Genomic DNA, 18,061 nt, shown 5'->3' on the forward strand with positions numbered 1-18,061 from the left:
ATTTGTAATGATTTAGTTTTTATAATAAACTATGTTGTTAAGGGCGGTTAGCTCAGTTGGTTAGAGCGCCACTTTGACGCAGTGGAGGCCAGAGGTTCGAATCCTCTACCGCCCAAAGGACGGGATGTAGCGCAGCCTGGTAGCGCACACCCTTGGGGTGGGTGGGGTCGCTGGTTCAAATCCAGTCATCCCGACATTCTATCAATAGCCCATCTTGCTGTTTTAGATATAATCTCATCATCATCTTGTCTAAGTTTAGCTATCTCTTCGCATAATCTGCGAGCATTATTATTTACCGCTACTATTATTGCATTTCTAATAAGTCCTCTTCTACCTGCTCTTATGAAAGGTCTACCTTTGAAAAATTTTCTGAACTGGTTGTTACTTGGTATTTTCATAATCTCCTTTAAGTTCAAAAATGACATGACGCTATCCTTAAAATGACTGATTCTTGTAAGAAATTTCTTGATATAAAGCTGCTTATTGAAAGGACAAACTTCTTGACATATATCACACCCAAAGATCCAATCCCTCATCTTTAATGCTAGATCTTCAGGTATAATATTTTTGTATTCTATTGTTAGATAAGAGATACATTTCCTAGAATCTAGTATGTAAGCACCGAGTGCGTTTGTTGGACAGCTAGTTATACATTTTGTACAACTGCCACAACCTTTGAATTTAATTTCACTATCAGGTTCAATTTCAAGATTTGTTAAAACTTCACCAATAAAGAAAAATGAACCTAAGCGCAGATTTATTACACAGGTATTTTTACCCTGAAATCCTAAACCGCTTGCAATGGCAAAACCCTTTTCATATATTGGAGTTGAGTCAGAAAAAATTCTATATTTAAAGTCTTCACCAATTTCTTTTTTCAAACGATCCACAAGTTCTTGTAACATAGATTTAATTACGAAGTGGTAATCTTTTCCCCATGCATACATACTTACTCTTCCGTACTCCTCAGAAGGAGAGTCAAATTTAGTCGAATTAAAATAACTTGCTCCAACCAAGATTATACTTCTAACCCAGTCTTCAATAAGTTCTGGATCAAACCTTTTTTCACCATATCTTTTGAGGTACTCCATATCTCCATTGAATGAATTGGCAATCCAATTTGAATAGTTACAGGTAACATCGTTTTTTATTATAGGAGGAATCTTAGAAGAAAAAGATATGATATCGAAACCTACATCTAATGCAATTTCCTTTATTAAATTTTTCATTCAAGATGTCCCGGGAGTTAAACCCGGGAAAATTTTAGTCAAGTATTTCAAGTATTACCCTTCTACCGTTTTTCACAGCTACAGCACTTACTATTGTTCTTATGGCCTTAGCAATTCTACCCTTCTTACCTATTATTTTGCCAATATCTTCACTCTTCACTTTTAGCTCAAGAATAGTAGACTTTTCCCCCTCAACTACTTTGAGGGATATATCTTCAGGGTAGTCAACTAAAGATTTTACAATCTGCTCAACAAGATCCTTCTCTTTCATAAACCACCTCTCTTAATGTTTTCTATTTTAATGACGATGACATTTTCCTAAACAAACTTTCTACAGTTTCTGATGGTTTTGCACCGACAGAAATCCAGTAGTTATATCTCTCTGCATTTATGTAGAGTTTTTTACCCTCCATAGGAGAGTAGTAACCTAAACTCTCTATATAAGCACCATCTCTCTTCTTTTTTGAATCAACCGCAACTATTCTATAATATGGCCTATGCTTAGCCCCAAATCTCATCAGTCTTATCCTAACCATATCCACCTCTTTCAGATAATTGAGAGTATTATAAAAAATAATTTAATACTTAATCAAATTTATCAAAAATTTGTTTGCCTTTTATAAATATTGGCTAAGTTTGAATATTTAGTTTATCCTTGACTAGCTTTATAATTTTCTCCAAGTCTATTTCGTTATCTTTGAGATGGAATACATTTTCTTCTCCTGGGAAGTTATTATTCGTGACATCCCTTGAGAATGAGTTTATGGAATTTAGTATGGTCTCATAAAGATTAGCATAAAACATAGCATGTTTAGGTTTAAAATCTGGCATAACACCTAACATATCACTTATTACGAGCACTTGTCCGTCGCAATATCTACCTGCTCCTATTCCTATCGTCGGTATCTTGAGATTTTGTGACAAGACTTTTGCTACTTCTTCAGGTACTAATTCTAAAACTATTCCAAAACACCCTTGCTCTTGTAGTGTAAAAGCATCTTCAAACAATCTTTGAATAGAAATTTCATCTTTTGCCTGCAATTTATACCCACCTGTTATATTTAGACTTTGAGGAGTAAGCCCTAAGTGCCCCATAACAGGAATATCTGCATCAATGATTGCCTTTATTTTATCAATTACTCTTTTTCCACCTTCTACTTTAACAATATTAGCCCCTGCTTTTACTAATCTACCAGCATTTATCACGGCCTCTCTTGTTGAGGCTTGATACGATAGAAACGGCATGTCTGAAACTAATAATTTTCTACCATTTAACCCTCTAGCAACTGCTTCGGTATGCTCTATCATTTGTCTCATTGATACTTTTAGAGTAGAACTGTATCCATATACTACCATACCAAGAGAATCCCCAACTAGAACTACATCTATATCAGATTCGCTAACAATTTTGGCAGTACTATAATCGTAGCAAGTCAACATTACGATTTTTTTACCATTATTTTTGAATTCTAGAAGATCTCTTGGTGAAATCATAGTCGTTTTTTAGGTTGATTATCTTCTTCGAGTATTAATATCTTCGGTGATACATTCTCTTCTGGGCTAACAAGACAAAAACTCGCTATAATAACTTTGTCTCCTTTATAAGCTAACCTAGCAGAAGCACCATTTAGTGTTATTCTTCTACTACCCTTGGGTTCTTTTATGATATAAGTCTCAAATCTCTTTCCATTAGTTATGTTCCACACATGTACTTTTTCAAATTCTGAAAGCCCCACTATTTCCATTAATTCTTCGTCTATACCTATACTACCTTCATAGTCTAATAATGTTTCTGTAATAGTAGCATTGTGTATTTTAGATTTAAGTTTTTGTACTAACATAGCTATTCAAATTTTGAAGCTAAACTCCAAAATATAGTCACAACTCCCAATAACAAAAGTGCAGATGCTATGAGTGCAGGGATTCCATGATAGCTTGGCCCAACAGAAGCTACTGCTATTAAACCAGAAAAAAGTATTCCTATGCCAAAGAATAACATTTTCCAGTTTTTGTCGTTCATGTATTTCTTATCCATGCATTTTACCTCCGAGTAGATAATATATTATAAACAAAAAGTTTCCGTTTTTCTAAATTCTCCCACTATTGTGAATTCGAAATTTTTCAGCATTACAGTAGTTTACAAACAGTTAGACTGTTTCTGATTAATAACTTTAAACTTGCCAAAAGAGATGTTCCTTATTTAGGATTTTTGCGGACAAAATGTTAAAAGTTATATTAAATAGGATTGTATCTCTAATAAAATCATTTACCCTTAAACAGGAGTATGTAGACCTGATTATCGAATACTTTAAAAGTGCGATAAATTTTGGAAGAATACAAAGATACGTTATAAGACAATTTCTGATAACTTTTTTAGTTTCCTCTTTTTCACTAACTATTCTTGCTGTTGTTTTTAATTTAGTCATGGATATAACTTGGTTTTTGGCAAATCCTGATGTCTTGAGGACTAAGTTCAATTACATAGTACTTGTTTATGTATTGAGAGGACCTCATCTCTACACATACTTGGCACCATTGTGTATGCTTATAAGTATTTCTTATGTAGTATCGAGAATGTCAAGAAATTTTGAACTCGTTGCGATAGTTAATTCGGGTATTAGTTTAAGACATTTGTTCGCACCTTTTATCTTGGTCACAATTTTTCTATCTTTGTTATATTTTATATTCCTTGATCAGGTTGTAACACTAGCAGGTAAAGAGTCTAGGAAAATTGAGAGAATAAATGTTTGGAATGATATGAGTTTTCTTGATAATGAATATCTAGAAAACCTTAAGGAACCAATAAAGAGTCAAAATAAACTGATTACTTATACTGAAATAGGGTTTATCTCAAGAGATGGAAGAATGAAAGATGTGAAGATAAAGAAATTTTACGACGATTTAGGTAATATTGATTTCACAACAAGAAGCTTTGAAGGAGGTCTTATACAATACACCATTACAGCATCCTTAGGAGTTTGGAGTAATGAAATATCTAATTGGGTTCTATACGACGTAGAGGTAATAGAATTTGATAAGAGAACAGAAGTAATTTCTAGACAAAGAATCAAAGAATATATACCTCCATTTAGGTTGGATAATCCTAGTTTCTTTTTTCCAAAAAAGTATGATTTTATGTTTTTAACGATGTCCGAGATGAGAGAGGAGATAGATAAGTCTCTTGGAGCAAAATTTGCTTTTGAAGGTGGTAATTATTACCGAAGGCTGGTTCAAATGCTTTCAAGGCCTAGTATTTCTTTTTCATTACTTATATCTGCTCTTATATCTCTAGGATTTGTTTCAGTGGTATCAAGAAATTTAACTTTCATTAATATGGTGTTTAATTCAGTAATTAGGTATGTGTTGTATTTTATAACTTTTCTAGGTGGAGTTTGGCTGGGAGAAAATAGAATACTACCACCTGTCATCGCCGTATGGATACCTAATGTAACTTTTTTATCCTATGCTATATATCTAAATTACAGAGTTAGGACCTAAAAAATTTGTTTATTAGTACACTGATGATATTAACCATTCAAGATATTCCTGATTTACGTTCTCAACGTCAAGTGCAACTATTTCGGGAACTGTATAAGGGTGGTTCGCTTTTATAAAATCTTTGAGTTTTTCGAAGAAGTCTTTTCTGGTTTTTATAATCAATAAATCTTCAGTATCTCTTTCAATGTTACCCTTCCAATGATAAATGCTTTTTACTCCTGATACTATATTTACACAACCAGCTAGTCTAGAATTTATTATTTTATCTGCTAGCTCTTCTCCTTTACCGGTTGGTATAGTACATAAAACTACTACCATCATGTATGATATGATAGAATATGACTCTTTATTCTTTCAATCAAAGATTTCTACACTGTACCAGTATAAGTTAAGAGTTTCTTATAAGATATTTTGCATCATTACATAAATTAGTATTATTATACCAAAATTTTGAGGTATTTGAAATTGAAATTGGTGTGATTGGAGTTTATTATATTTTAGGAGGTTGTTGAATTATGAAAAGATTTTTTTATTTGGTATTGTTTTTTGCTTTTGGTACCCTAGTTTATTCGCATCAAGCAGTTAAAGATGAAGAGATAAAAATAGAGTTATCTAAAGATTCTCCTATTAGGGGTAAAACTATACTTGTTTTCCCCTCTGCTTCTGAATACAAGACAATGCAGAAGGATGATGATTTGAAGTTCTTGGTTGATACCATAAACTCTTATCTTGCCGAACTAGGCATCGAGTATGTTGACTACAATAGAAGTTTAGAGATGAGTAAGAAATTTATTGCTATTTATGAAGAAAAGAAAGGACAGTCTATGTCTTTAGCTCAGATGTTAGCTAATGAGATAAAAGCCCCTGTTTATATTGAAGTCGATATTGACATAAAAGTCGAACCCTATCCTAATATAAAAGGTTGGGTTTTAGTTGATGGAATTTCTAGCATGAAAGCATATGATTCATCTACCGCTAGAGGGTTAGGATCTTCTCAGTCCGGTAAGAGAGTTGTAAATAATGCTGCCGATGAGATAAAAGCAAGAAAGATTGTAATGTCATATATAGCAAAAAGTACTCTCAAAGACTTATTACCTAAAATTGAGAAATATCTCGTGAAAGGTGAAAAGATAGAAGTAAAAGTTATAGGTCTTAAGAATTTGAAAGCAGTCAAAGATTTCTCAACTTTTCTAAATACCTTGCCTGGAATTCAAGAACTTAAGAGAAAATCTGTATCTGGAGATCTAGCTGTTTTTGATGTTGTCTATGCAGGAGGAACCGAGGAATTTCTAAATGATCTTTCTGATCTCGCTACTACATATCCTGAATACGAAAAAATAAAAGTTGACCATGTAGGAAATGTAGTTAACATAAAATTATGAGGATTAATCAAAATATATATAATATGCTACGTTTGGGTGAGGTTTTTTGAAGTTCTTGCTTAATTCATAAGTGCCCATGTTTTTCCACTTTGTTTCACCTTTTTTATCTGATATTAAATAGTCAACATAGTATGTATATATTTTAGAACTGCCATATTTATGAATAAAATTCATAACTTCAAACGAAGGTACTCTTCCGACAACTCTCAGATATTTTCCATCTTTTAGTTTGACAATATATTCTATTGGATAAAAATAGTAAGCTAATTTACCATCATTTTCGATTTTCGAAAACTCTGGAAACCAAGTTATAGGGTGAATGTATTCTATGTTCGTGTATGGAGTTACAAGCTTTATTTTTGTGTCTTTGTCAATATGGTCTAAAGTCACGTTTGTTGTTGAAAATACTATTTTACCTGTTACGGATTTTTTATTAAAAAATTCGATTCTCGAGTTTATCTGTATTTCTGTCTTTTTTACATAAACAAGAGTATTTGTTAGTTGGTTAGTTAAGTTTTGATCACTTTGTTGGGGGAATGAGTAGATAGTAGGTAATAATGACAATAAAAGGATCACAATCAGATACATTCGCCCCCAACGGGATTTGAACCCGTGTTTCCACCTTGAGAGGGTGATGTCCTAGACCAGGCTAGACGATGGGGGCAAGACAACACTGCGGGAGGAGGACTCGAACCCCCACTAGCTGATCCAGAGTCAGCCGTCCTGCCAATTAGACGATCCCGCAATTATTTCTTCTTCTCTTTCGTATTCTGAAGCTTTCTTAACTTCTTTTTCAGAGCTGAGAGTTTTTCTTTTCTTTCTTCACTTGGTTTCTTGTATCTAAGATGCGCCTTATACTCCGATAAAATTCCCTCCATCTCTACAAACTTCTTAAACTTCTTAAGAGCAAACTCAATATTATCACCATCTTTTATTTCAACCATAAGGGCCATAAATTTATCACCTCCATAACGTTTTTATCCTGGGGGCCACATCATCTGTCTTCCACCTAAGATATGAAAATGTAAGTGAAAGACAGTCTGACCACCATTTTGTAGATGGTTAACAACAACTCTAAAACCATCCTTGTCTATATTTTTAACTTGAGCAACCTTTTGAATTGCTTTAAATATGTCAATCATAATATCATTGTCCTCAAGCTCCATGATCGTTGATATGTGTTTTTTGGGAACTACTAGCACATGAACTGGTGCTTTAGGATTTATATCTTCAAAACAAAGAGTAGTTTCATCTTCGTAAACAATTTTTGATTTTATTTCTTTGTTTACTATTTTGCAGAATACACAATCATTTGGCATAGGTAGCCTAAATATGTAAAGTGATATATATTTTAAAATAGAATTTAGACTCGTTTTCAACATAACTTAAAGTTTGATTAATCCTTTAAGAGTTATTCAACTACTATAACTCTATAGTAAGTAGAAACTTCCAGGTTTCAGGATTTATTTGAATTAATTAAGGTCTCTTCATATAATATATTACTATGTTTGATGGTTCTGGAGAAAAGTGCGGTATAGTAGGTATATATGGTAAAATCGATGGCATATCCGACAAATTATTTAAAATAATGAATGCTTTACAGCATAGAGGGCAAGAGGGAGCAGGAATTGTATTTAATGTTGATAACAACACACAGAGAATTGTAGTTCAAGGATTGGTAAAAGACTTATTTTCTGCTAAGGAGATAAAGCAATTAGAATTCGCTACCAGTGTAATAGGACACATTAGATATTCAACAACAGGTTTCGATGATATCTCAAATATTCAACCGTTTATATCAAAGACAATTGATGGGAAAACTATTTCTCTTGCTCATAATGGTAACATAACTAATGCTTTGGAAATAAGGAATAAGCTTATGAAAGAAGGACATACCTTTTCTACTACAACAGATAGTGAAGTAATGTTACATCACATAGTCAAAGAATACAACAGGACAATTAATATTTTGCACTCTGTTGAAAGTGCTATAAGAGAATTTGAAGGAGCTTTTTCAATAATCATGCTGTTCGGGGATAGTATTATAGCATTTAGGGACAAATATGGTTTTAGACCTCTAGTGTTCGGATTGAAGGATGGTATTGTATTTTTTGCTTCGGAGGACAGTGCTCTTAAAAGTTTGGATGTATTTCAATACGAAGAAGTTTTACCAGGTGAAGTAGTATTAGTAAATAGCAAAGGTATGAGAAGAAAAAAGGTTACGAATAATGAAAAGCTTTCACATTGTATTTTTGAACTTGTCTATTTTTCAAAACCTTCCAGCAACGTCTTTGGAGAAAGTGTGTACAAATTCAGATATAGATGTGGAGTAAAATTAGCAGAATATGACGAAGGGGAATACTTTGATGGCATAATACCAATACCAGATTCTGGAATGATAGCTGGCCTTGGATATTCTGATAAAAAAGGTATACCCATAGTTATGGGGCTCATAAGAAGCCATTTCATTGGAAGATCTTTCATACAACCAAATCAAGATATGAGAGACGATGTAGTCAAGGCAAAGTTTTTCGTTCCTACTGAAATAGTAGAAGGTAAAAGATTAGTTCTGATAGACGATTCAATAGTTAGAGGCACTACTATGAAGAGAATAGTTGAGTTACTTAGAAAAAACGGCGTGAAAGAAATACATCTCAGAATAGCATCTCCTCCTGTTAAATACCCATGCTATTTCGGTATTGATTTTCCGTCACAAAGTGAATTAATAGCAAACCAAAAAACAATTAATGAGATAAGAGACTACTTAAATGTTGATAGTATTAAGTACTTAGAGGTAGAAGATATGATGTCTTTGGTTAAGGAAAGTAATAGTTTCTGTAATGCTTGTTTTTCAGGTATTTACAAACAAAAAACAAAACAACTTAGTAAGGATATATTTGAGGTTAGGAGGTAGTATGGAAGAAAAGCAAGGAAGATTAAGATCTACCAGAATTCCCGTAAGTATAGAAGCAATCTATGAATTTAGAGGTACTAGAGACAAATGTAACATAGTGGATATTTCAGAAACTGGTATGAGATTAGAAGTTAAACAGATACTAGTTCCCGGAGATATGATCAAAGTGGTTTTTTCGATATTATACGATCAGAAACCTTATACTATAGAAGCTTGGTGTATAGTTAGGAATAGTAGTGGTAATGAAGTTGGCGTTGAATACGACGAATTGTCAAATGAGAATAAAAAACGTCTTGTTGCTTATGTAGAAAGTCTCTTGCTAAAGCATGGAAAGAGTAGATACGAGCCATTTTAGCTTTGACTCCTACAGTATAGAATTTCAATGTTAGTACTAATCAACTAACCGAGTTATAAAGTATCTCAGTTCTGTTTCTAAATCTTTCATTTCTTCATTAAGTTTCTTTGATACTTCTAAATTTTTGTTCGTTTTGAATTTAGTATAACACTCTATGACTATTTCCGATATATCGCTAAATTCAATATTACCCTCTTCAAAAAGAGATATACATATTTCGTTAGCAGTATTCAAAATTGCTCTTTCCAAACTACTCGTACTTTCAAGCTTATCAATAAGAGATGTTATTGGAAACTTTTCTTTATCTAGTGGTAAAAATCTAAGAGTCTTACTGGTTATAGAATCTATTTCAATATTTCTACTTACTAAGTTAGGTACATGAGGGTAGAACATAGCATTCGCTATTGGAAATAGCATGTCTGGAGGATAGTAAGTCATCCAAATGGTACCATCCTGTAGCAAAACCATGCTGTGTATCCTTGATTCAGGGTGTATTACAACCTCTATACTACTAATAGGGATATTGAAAAATATATGTGCCTCGAAAACTTCTAGAAACTTATTAAACATTGTTGCACTGTTTATAGTTACGTTCTTTCCCATCTTCCAGTTCGGATGTTTCATTGCATCATCGAATTTCATATTTTTAATCTCTTCTATGGATTTGTTAAGGAATGGACCTCCAGAGGCGGTTATAATATATTTCGAGACGTTATTTTTTCCTATCTTTGAAATCAAATTGAATATTGTATTATGCTCACTGTCAAGAGGTATTACTTCTACACCTTCCTTTTCTGCTAATAACATTATTTCGTAACCCCAGATGAATATGCTTTCTTTATTGGCAGTTAGAATCTTCTTTTTGGCTTTTATGCCTTCAATTGTTGGAAATACTCCGTAGTAACCATCAACAGCTACTATTATTGTATCTACTTCACTACTGTTGCATATTTCAACTATTCCTTCATAGCCAGTTAATATATTGTTAGTACCTAGTATATTCCTATCTACATTGTTTAGTTCACTTACATAAATAAATTTAGGTGAGAATTCTTTTATCTGGTTATTTAGCTCTTGAACATTTTTTCTTACACCTAGCATTTTAATTTTAAACTCATCTGGAAAGAGTCTAACGATATCTAAAACTTTTTTTCCTATTGATCCTGTTGAGCCAAAGAGTGCTATATTCATAGTATGAATTTTATTTGAGTAATTATTGGACTTTTGAAATTCTGTAACCTTTGAGTAGTTGATCTACCATAAATTACTCTGAAAATATTTTGAGTCAAACTATTTAGGTAAAACTTTTTAGTAGTATACCTATGATATCAATGGAGATATTTATAGTTTTTGGATTTTATCGAGTTAGCTTTGAATAATTTGACTACAAAGGATTATTTTTAATATCATAGTGTTTAATGGGTATATATTTATGAGTGAAGTTAGTGAACTTGAGAAAGTTTTCATAGATGAAGCGAATGAAATGGTTCAAATGTTTGAAGATAGTGTTCTACAGATAGAGCAGGATCCATCAAACGAAAAAGCAATCAATTCTGCATTTAGATCAGTTCATACACTTAAAGGTGGAGCTGCCTCAATGGGTTATACAAGTCTGGAGAAAATATCACACAGTATTGAGGATCTTCTTGATGAGATTAGATCAAAGAAGGTTGAATTAAATAAAGATGTTATAAATATATTACTGGATGGTGCTAAAGCACTCAGAATCACTTTAAATGCTATTCTATCATCTTCAGAGACTGATCAAAGTCTGCTTGAGAATGTTTTAGAAAAAGTGAGTAATATTTTGCATAGCAAGGAACAAGTGTTATCTGAGACTACAAACAACACTACATCAGCTTTACTTAATTACGGTGGTAAAATTAGTGTAGAAGAAATCAGTACATCAAACGAAGTGATAAAACAGATCGAGGAGTTAGAGTATTCAAATCAAAAGGTTTATTTATTAGAAGTTAATTTCAGAGAAGATTCTCCTATCAAAGAAGTTGGAATATTACAAATTGTGTCAATAATTAAAGATTCGGCTCAGATATTAGACTCAAATCCATCTCTTGAAGAGATTTACTCTAAATTCTACAAGAAAGTTAATTTTATAGTAGCATCAAACAATATACAAAAAAATATTAGTAGGATAAGTATATCTGATATTGTTGAAAGCGTAGTTTATTATGAAGTAGCTTATCAAAAGAAAAAAGAAAACAAAGGTGTCAAATCATCCGATAGCTCTGAAGTTAAGACCTCCATATTAAGAATAGAAAGCATAAAAGTGGATAAACTGATGAATATAGTTGGAGAGCTTGTTGTAAACAGATCAAATATAAATGAAAGTATGTTTTATCTAGGTGAAATGATGAGTGAAATATCAAATTACTATTACGATGTTATGAAGAGTATAAGGAGTTTATCTTCTCAAATTGCGGTTGACGTAAAAGAGGCTTCAGAGGAAATAGTAGAAAAACTACAGAATTATCTAAATATAATTTCAAACGTTAATTCAATAGTTGGTCAGATAAATACCAAAATGATGGAACTTAAGAAGAGATATGATAATCTTTCAAGCGGCATAAAGTTATTCAATAACATCTCTATAGAGATACAAGAAAGGGTAACGGATTTGAGAATGATACCTATTAAATATCTTTTTTCAAGGATACCATTATTTGTTAGGGAAGTTTCATCTCAGCTTGGTAAAGACATAAACCTTATAGTAAGAGGTGAAGATACAAATCTTGATAAGTCGGTTATCGATGAACTATTCGATCCAATAGTTCATATTATAAGAAATTGTATAGACCATGGTATTGAAAGTAGAGAAGAAAGGATATCCAAGGGTAAGCCACCTAAGGGTAATATAATAATAGAGGCCTTCAATGAAGGCAGTAGTGTTATAATACGAGTAAAAGATGATGGAAGGGGAATAGATTTCGAGAAGATAAAACAGAAAGGTATAGAAAAAGGATTTCTAAAAGAAGGAGTTGATTACGATAAGGAATACTTACTGTCTTTAATATTCCTTCCAGGTTTCTCTACTAAACAGGAAGTTTCCTCGCTTTCAGGTAGAGGTGTAGGAATGGATATAGTTAAATCAAAGATAGAAAAGCTTAGAGGTAACTTAATGATAGCAACTTCGAAAGATAAGGGTACAGTTTTTACAATAAAACTTCCGCTTACTATTGCAATAATGAAAGTACTGCTTTTTGAAATAAAAGGAGTTATATTTGCAATACCTGTTAATTCAATTGAGGAAGCAGTAACGATAAAGAAAGACGAAATAACAACTTTTGAAGGTAAGTCAGTTATTAAAATAAGAGAGGAAGTCATCAAAGTATATTCATTAAGAGACATATATTTTGGAGATATGAGTTTTAGCGATGACGTTGATGTAATAATAGTTTCCTATCTAGGTAAGAAATATGCTTTAGTTATTGATAAGTTCCTTAAAGAGGAGGATATATTCCTTAGACCTATTGACCATTCATTAGTATCTCCACCTGGGGTAGTTTCAGCCACTATCCTTGGTAATGGTAAGGTTGGATATGTTATGGATATAGGTAATTTGGTTTCATATCTCGAAAAACAAAACAAGGGTGATATTTCTACACAACTTTAAACTTCTCGCCAAAAAGAGCAATTCTCAGTGTTTCTAGGGATAGTATAGCACATTTCATTCTAGTAGGACTTATTTCTATCCCTAGTTCATTTATTATGTCATCTCTTGTTAGATTCTTGACAAATTCTATATCCTTTCCTTTAACTAACTCTGTAAGTAGAGAAGCTGAAGCTTGACTAATAGCACATCCTTTGCCCTCAAACTTTACATCCTTTATAACTTTTCTATCGTCATCCAACTTGACATACATCCTTACCATATCTCCACATGTAGGATTACCACCCTCAAAGTATGCATCAGGATTCTCAATTTTACCATAGTTTCTAGGATTTTTATAATGATCAAGTATGTGCTCCAAGTATATATCGCTCATAATGCTTTACAATATAATAAAATTGCAGAAATTTTTCAATTTTTGGATCTACATATTATTATGTAGATCCTCGTGTTTTCAATCTTGAATTGAGAGTATTTAAATCTAAATACTTAAACTACTATGGATCTCATTAGACAGTACTATTGGTATTTCTTTGTATTCGTAGTTGGACTAAGTTTGTTTAATATATTTTTTAATCTTTGGGAATTACCTATACAAGAGTGGGATGAGGCTCGTCATGGAGTAAATGCTTATGAAATGCTCAAAAACGGAATTTGGTTTGCTAACCATTATGATGGTAAACCTGATTTTTGGAATCTTAAACCTCCTTTAGGAAGTTGGCTTATTTCTTTATCTTTTTCAATATTTGGTATTAATCCATTCGGCCTCAGATTTTTTTCAGGACTGTCTGCTTTTCTTTCTATTTTACTGATTATGCTTTATGCTAAGAGTAAGTATGATGAGGTAACCTCCGTACTTTCAGGAATCATTCTTTCAACTTGCTTTTCATTCATACATGTTCACGGAGCAAGAACAGGTGATTTTGATGCTATATTTACCCTCTTGGTCTTAGTTGCTTTCATACTCTCTGAATTATCAAATACTAACAAGTATTACATTTATGCATCTATGTTTATATTTTCTATGTCATTCTTACTTAAAAGCTTTGCTAGTATAATTGTCGGACTTCTAATTGCATCATTTTTCTTTATGAATAGATCGTATAAAAAGTTGAATTGGTACGATTACGTCCTTTTACCTATTACTGCTATAATACCTGTAAGTGTATGGGTATACGGTAGATACACATTTGATGGTAGTGTCTTTTTTCAGAAAATGTTTCTTTACGATTTAGTGGAAAGAAGTACCAAAGCAATAGAAGGACATTCTTCATCTATATTTTTTTATCTTGAACCCATATTTCTAAAGTTTCTACCTTGGTCATTGTTTTTTGTAATTGCATCAATTTATGGATTTTTTGTTTTGAGTAAAGTTTATTACAAAGATGGACTAACAGGTATTATAAGCTTAGTAAAATCACGGGATTGGGCTTTAGTGGTCTATGCAATTTCAGTTTTAGTACCAGCATTCTTAGTTAAGACTAAAACAGAATGGTATGTAATGCCAGTATTTCCAGCATTATCAATTTTTATAGCAAAGTTTTTATATCTTATACCTTCTAGAAGCAAAGAGTTCATGTCTGAAGGTTTTACTAAGTTGTTTAATGTTGTATTAATCACATTTTTTGTAATTGCCGAAACTGCAATATTAGCTCAGACACTTAATCCAAGTTTAAGGGTAATTCAATACAAGCAAGGTAATCTCAAAGATTTTGTTACAGAAACAGAATTACAAAAGATCATGTATTCTGGTAAAATTCCTGAAGGAGCAATAGTTGGAATAGAAGGTAACATAACACAGTCTTACTATTTTTTGTCAAAAATTAGCGGCTACAAAATTGTAGAAATTTACAAAGATAGTGATTTGGAAAATGTTCAATATTACATTACAAAATGTAGTAATACAAATAGGTTTAGTACATTGTATGAAAAATTACACAGTTACGGTGCTTGGTGCATTGTTAGGATAAAGTCACCCTAGGTCTACCTGAAAATTTAGGCATTATCTATGTTCAGTACTTCAGAAATTAGATTATCACTTGATAGTGACTTTGCTATAGGTACCTGTTTCCATTCTTTAAGATAGGTTGCTTCTATTGGTTTTCTTTCATTTATTATTTCCGGGTACACTACAAAACAATCTTCACTTTCAAAGCATATTCTTTTCTCGTACTCAGATACTAGTTTCTCGTTTATTTTTTCTCCAGGTCTTGGAACAGTCTCTAGTATTTCCGCTTCAGGATACATAAGTTTTACAACATCAACAACTTTCGTCGAGGGCATTTTAGGAATGAATATTTCACCACCTATCATAATTGAGAGCGATTTAACTATGAATCTTGACGATTCCTCAATAGTTATCCAAAATCTAGTCATCTCTTTATTTGTAATATGTACAGGCTCTCTTTTTTTCTTTTTTTCATTCACAATTTCAAAAATACTACCCCTACTATTTATGACATTGCCTAGTCTAACCACGGAAAACAATGTTCCAAAGTTATTCCTTTCGTCAACGTTTGCTGATAATATTATCCTTTCGGCTACGAGTTTTGTAGCACCATAAGTACTTGAAGGTTCTACTGCTTTATCTGTACTAACAAGTATTACTTTTTCTAATTTATTAGCAATACTTGCTTCAACTATGTTATATGTGCCTTGTATGTTTGTCTTGACTAGCTCATAAGGGTAATACTCACCAAATTCTACTCTTTTGAGTGCTGCTGAGTGTATGAGAATATCAACTCCTACTGTGTACTTTTTCATTATTTCCAAGTCCCGTATATCTCCTAACTTAGGAGATATTTTACCGAAACTTCTGTATTCTTCCATCAACTTCGATAGTTTGTATTCATCTCTACTTAGTATTCTTATTTCTCTTATAGAATCATAAAAATTATTCACTAAGTACTTTAGAAATCCTCCACCTATAGTACCTGTTGCCCCTGTTATGAATACTATTTTATCCTCAAAAACTTTCTCAATGGGCATCTTTACCAAACTCCGGAAGTATTATGGAGCCAAATTTATTCTCATATTCAACTATGTTATTTGATAGCAAACCTGCAAGTCTCTTAGCATTCCTTGGGTTTAATACTACTCTTGATACTATTCTAGGGTTACGATTTCCTGGCATAACTCTAGCAAAATCCAGTATAAATTCGTCTTCATTAAATGATATTATTACTAAGTTTGAATAATGCGTTATATCCTGATTCTCCGGAAGCTCTAGTTGAAGTTCTTTTTTTTCCATATCATTCACCTCCCACTATCACTATTGTGAAATTTTCAGGCTTGATATATTCTCTTGCTACTTTGTGTATATCCTCTTTTCTTATTACGGAAATTTTTTCTATTTCTTTAAGGAAATAGTTTCTATCTAATCCAAACATTTTCTCTGAAATCAGAAACGAGGCAATCACCGAGAAACTCTCCATCCCTAGCAATAGTGATCCTCTAGCAAAATTTTTTGTATCCTCTAACTCTTTATCTTCTATACCTTCTTTGATTATTTTCTCTACTTCGTTTGTTATTATTTGTATCGTTCTCAAAACATTCTTGCTTTCTGTCTGTGTTCCTATAAAAAAGTACCCATTTAACTTTCTATCTATATAGAAGTTACTAAATATACCATAAGCAAGTCCTTCTTTTTCTCTTACTTTCTCCATAAGTCTAGAACCAAATCCTCCCCCACCAAGAATAAAATTGAGTATCTTTAGCTCTGTTCTGTTTTTATCAGTTACACTTGTTGAGATATGTCCTATTCTGATTGTTGATTGTTTTAGTTTTTTGTTTATCTTAATCTCCTTCCTCGCTGAGATCTGTGGTACTGTCGGAATTTTAGGCAACTTTCTTTTGCTGCTCCAATCTCCAAACATCTTTTCTACTAGGTTTCTAACTTTTTCTTTTTCTACTTTTCCAACAAAGACAAGTATAGCATTATCAGGAGTATACAAATTATGGTAAAAACTTTTCACATCATTAACTGTCACTGACATTATACTTTCTTCATCAGCTTCAGGTTCTCTTCCATAGGGATGGTTGCCATATATTTCTTTCAGAAACACTTTTCTTGTATAGTCCCAAGGATCATCTTCTTTTGCTCTAATGCCTGAAATTATGCTGGGTTTAAGTATATCCAAAACTTGGTTATCAACTTCAAATCCTTTCACAAGGTCTACTAGTTTTGGCACTACCGTTTCAATATCCTCATATAAACATTTTACTGATATAACAGAGCTGTCATGATTTACGCTTACATTTATACTACCACCCAGGCTCTCTATTATTTCTGATATTTCAAGCATTCTATAGTTTTTGTTCTTAAACAATATGGATTGCCCCGTTACATATGCAACACCAGGTTTATCTTCATACAAACTTCCTGCGTTGAATCCTAATGTTATATTCACACTTCTTGCTCCTTCTACATTAAGAAGTACTACTTCAAGTCCATTTGGTAATCTGAAGTCTATTCTATTTGATTCTACTATTGACTGTATATCGGAAATATCTTTTGCCATACTATACTCCAAACTAAAAGATAAAATCATAATTATCATTACAAAATGTATCAAAAATTTTGAGATTAGTCTCATAATCTAATTGATAGTATATTTAATAAAATCTTTCCCTATCAAACTAAGCCTAGAGTAGTTCTCGGCCAAACAGTTAATTGATAATCAAGTTTCAAATTGCTTTCTATTGACACAATTATTCTTGTTTATTAACTTATTCTAAACCGGAGGATTCGAGATATGACAAAAGAAGAGGTTTTAGATCTTCTTAAAGCAATATATGATCCCGAAATAGGTCTTGACATAGTTAATTTAGGATTGATATACAGAATAGATATAAGTGAAGATGCTAAAAGCATAGAACTTGACATGACACTAACATCAGTAGGTTGTCCTATAGGACCAACTATTATAAATATGGTTGAAGAAATACTCAAAGCGAAGTTTGAAAATGTAAAAGTTAATGTAGTTTTTGATCCACCTTGGTCGATAGATATGATTTCAGATGAAGGTAAACAAGCTCTTGGAATATTCTACTGAA

Annotated in this window: 22 protein-coding genes and 4 tRNA genes; 9 read left to right on the top strand and 17 right to left on the bottom strand. The window is 32.4% G+C overall.

What is annotated here, in order from left to right:
- Positions 1–41 precede the first annotated feature (41 nt).
- Positions 42–115, top strand: a tRNA-Val gene (locus N2712_01645).
- A 5-nt stretch (positions 116–120) separates the two neighbouring features.
- Positions 121–194 (top strand) — tRNA-Pro (locus N2712_01650).
- Here the strand turns inward: N2712_01650 and queG are convergent.
- The 6 genes from queG to N2712_01680 form a co-directional block, all read right to left on the bottom strand.
- On the bottom strand, positions 186–1,229 hold the full coding sequence (gene queG / locus N2712_01655; protein MCX8028681.1) for a tRNA epoxyqueuosine(34) reductase QueG: 1,044 nt from the start codon (positions 1,227–1,229) through the stop codon (positions 186–188). The two genes, N2712_01650 and queG, sit on opposite strands and share 9 nt — an antisense overlap.
- A gap of 34 nt (positions 1,230–1,263) precedes the next feature.
- Positions 1,264–1,500, bottom strand: a complete 237-nt coding sequence (locus N2712_01660; protein ID MCX8028682.1) for a KH domain-containing protein — start codon at positions 1,498–1,500, stop codon at positions 1,264–1,266.
- 22 nt (positions 1,501–1,522) lie between these two features.
- Positions 1,523–1,765, bottom strand: a complete 243-nt coding sequence (rpsP, locus tag N2712_01665; protein MCX8028683.1) for a 30S ribosomal protein S16 — start codon at positions 1,763–1,765, stop codon at positions 1,523–1,525.
- A gap of 94 nt (positions 1,766–1,859) precedes the next feature.
- Positions 1,860–2,723: a 3-methyl-2-oxobutanoate hydroxymethyltransferase gene (gene panB / locus N2712_01670; protein ID MCX8028684.1), complete on the bottom strand. Its 864-nt coding sequence runs from the start codon at positions 2,721–2,723 to the stop codon at positions 1,860–1,862.
- Positions 2,720–3,070 (bottom strand): aspartate 1-decarboxylase, encoded by a 351-nt coding sequence (locus N2712_01675; GenBank protein MCX8028685.1) that lies wholly within the window; start codon positions 3,068–3,070, stop codon positions 2,720–2,722. The genes panB and N2712_01675 overlap by 4 nt, the downstream gene beginning before the upstream one ends.
- Before the next feature lie 2 nt (positions 3,071–3,072).
- Positions 3,073–3,264 (bottom strand): hypothetical protein, encoded by a 192-nt coding sequence (locus N2712_01680; GenBank protein MCX8028686.1) that lies wholly within the window; start codon positions 3,262–3,264, stop codon positions 3,073–3,075.
- Between the two features lie 185 nt (positions 3,265–3,449).
- Here N2712_01680 and N2712_01685 point away from each other — a divergent pair, with 185 nt between their 5' ends.
- Entirely contained in the window at positions 3,450–4,727 is a 1,278-nt protein-coding gene (locus N2712_01685) for an LptF/LptG family permease (GenBank protein ID MCX8028687.1), read from the top strand.
- Between the two features lie 12 nt (positions 4,728–4,739).
- Here the strand turns inward: N2712_01685 and N2712_01690 are convergent, their stop codons facing one another.
- Positions 4,740–5,048 carry a divalent-cation tolerance protein CutA gene (locus tag N2712_01690; GenBank protein MCX8028688.1) on the bottom strand — a complete coding sequence of 103 codons (309 nt, stop codon included), beginning with the start codon at positions 5,046–5,048 and terminating at the stop codon, positions 4,740–4,742.
- 194 nt (positions 5,049–5,242) lie between these two features.
- On the opposite strand from N2712_01690, the gene N2712_01695 reads away from it, so the two are divergent.
- Entirely contained in the window at positions 5,243–6,109 is an 867-nt protein-coding gene (locus tag N2712_01695) for a DUF6175 family protein (GenBank protein ID MCX8028689.1), read from the top strand.
- Between the two features lie 3 nt (positions 6,110–6,112).
- Here the strand turns inward: N2712_01695 and N2712_01700 are convergent, their stop codons facing one another.
- From N2712_01700 to N2712_01720, 5 genes are all read right to left on the bottom strand, one after another.
- Complete coding sequence (locus tag N2712_01700) at positions 6,113–6,697, bottom strand: hypothetical protein (GenBank protein ID MCX8028690.1); 585 nt, start codon at positions 6,695–6,697, stop codon at positions 6,113–6,115.
- Between the two features lies 1 nt (position 6,698).
- Positions 6,699–6,773, bottom strand: a tRNA-Glu gene (locus tag N2712_01705).
- Positions 6,774–6,782: 9 nt separating this feature from the next.
- Positions 6,783–6,854: transfer RNA gene (locus N2712_01710), tRNA-Gln, on the bottom strand.
- A gap of 1 nt (position 6,855) precedes the next feature.
- Positions 6,856–7,062, bottom strand: a complete 207-nt coding sequence (gene rpsU, locus N2712_01715) for a 30S ribosomal protein S21 (GenBank protein MCX8028691.1) — start codon at positions 7,060–7,062, stop codon at positions 6,856–6,858.
- 24 nt (positions 7,063–7,086) lie between these two features.
- Entirely contained in the window at positions 7,087–7,491 is a 405-nt protein-coding gene (locus N2712_01720; protein MCX8028692.1) for a histidine triad nucleotide-binding protein, read from the bottom strand.
- A gap of 122 nt (positions 7,492–7,613) precedes the next feature.
- On the opposite strand from N2712_01720, the gene purF reads away from it, so the two are divergent.
- Complete coding sequence (purF, locus tag N2712_01725; GenBank protein MCX8028693.1) at positions 7,614–9,023, top strand: amidophosphoribosyltransferase; 1,410 nt, start codon at positions 7,614–7,616, stop codon at positions 9,021–9,023.
- Between the two features lies 1 nt (position 9,024).
- Positions 9,025–9,378, top strand: a complete 354-nt coding sequence (locus N2712_01730; GenBank protein MCX8028694.1) for a PilZ domain-containing protein — start codon at positions 9,025–9,027, stop codon at positions 9,376–9,378.
- Positions 9,379–9,414: 36 nt separating this feature from the next.
- Here the strand turns inward: N2712_01730 and dxr are convergent, their stop codons facing one another.
- A complete protein-coding gene (gene dxr, locus N2712_01735) occupies positions 9,415–10,569 on the bottom strand; it encodes a 1-deoxy-D-xylulose-5-phosphate reductoisomerase (GenBank protein ID MCX8028695.1) in 1,155 nt (384 codons plus the stop codon).
- 241 nt (positions 10,570–10,810) lie between these two features.
- On the opposite strand from dxr, the gene N2712_01740 reads away from it, so the two are divergent.
- Positions 10,811–13,009: a chemotaxis protein CheA gene (locus N2712_01740; GenBank protein MCX8028696.1), complete on the top strand. Its 2,199-nt coding sequence runs from the start codon at positions 10,811–10,813 to the stop codon at positions 13,007–13,009.
- On the opposite strand, the gene N2712_01745 is transcribed toward N2712_01740, so the two are convergent.
- The gene (locus tag N2712_01745; protein ID MCX8028697.1) at positions 12,996–13,382 is read right to left on the bottom strand and encodes an SUF system NifU family Fe-S cluster assembly protein; all 387 of its coding nucleotides are present in this window, start codon (positions 13,380–13,382) and stop codon (positions 12,996–12,998) included. The genes N2712_01740 and N2712_01745 overlap by 14 nt on opposite strands.
- Before the next feature lie 123 nt (positions 13,383–13,505).
- Here N2712_01745 and N2712_01750 point away from each other — a divergent pair, with 123 nt between their 5' ends.
- On the top strand, positions 13,506–14,987 hold the full coding sequence (locus N2712_01750; GenBank protein MCX8028698.1) for a glycosyltransferase family 39 protein: 1,482 nt from the start codon (positions 13,506–13,508) through the stop codon (positions 14,985–14,987).
- A gap of 14 nt (positions 14,988–15,001) precedes the next feature.
- Here the strand turns inward: N2712_01750 and N2712_01755 are convergent, their stop codons facing one another.
- Genes N2712_01755 through N2712_01765 form a run of 3 tightly spaced genes read right to left on the bottom strand, consistent with a single transcriptional unit; the run spans position 15,002 to position 17,526 of the window.
- The gene (locus N2712_01755; protein MCX8028699.1) at positions 15,002–15,994 is read right to left on the bottom strand and encodes a polysaccharide biosynthesis protein; all 993 of its coding nucleotides are present in this window, start codon (positions 15,992–15,994) and stop codon (positions 15,002–15,004) included.
- Positions 15,984–16,256 carry a DUF3467 domain-containing protein gene (locus tag N2712_01760; GenBank protein ID MCX8028700.1) on the bottom strand — a complete coding sequence of 91 codons (273 nt, stop codon included), beginning with the start codon at positions 16,254–16,256 and terminating at the stop codon, positions 15,984–15,986. The genes N2712_01755 and N2712_01760 overlap by 11 nt, the downstream gene beginning before the upstream one ends.
- Position 16,257: 1 nt before the next feature.
- Positions 16,258–17,526 carry an insulinase family protein gene (locus N2712_01765; GenBank protein MCX8028701.1) on the bottom strand — a complete coding sequence of 423 codons (1,269 nt, stop codon included), beginning with the start codon at positions 17,524–17,526 and terminating at the stop codon, positions 16,258–16,260.
- Between the two features lie 234 nt (positions 17,527–17,760).
- Between N2712_01765 and N2712_01770 the strand changes: the two genes are divergently transcribed.
- On the top strand, positions 17,761–18,060 hold the full coding sequence (locus N2712_01770; protein ID MCX8028702.1) for a metal-sulfur cluster assembly factor: 300 nt from the start codon (positions 17,761–17,763) through the stop codon (positions 18,058–18,060).
- Position 18,061 lies beyond the last annotated feature (1 nt).

The organism is Brevinematales bacterium, from assembly GCA_026415355.1.
Taxonomy (GTDB): domain Bacteria; phylum Spirochaetota; class Brevinematia; order DTOW01; family DTOW01; genus SKYB106.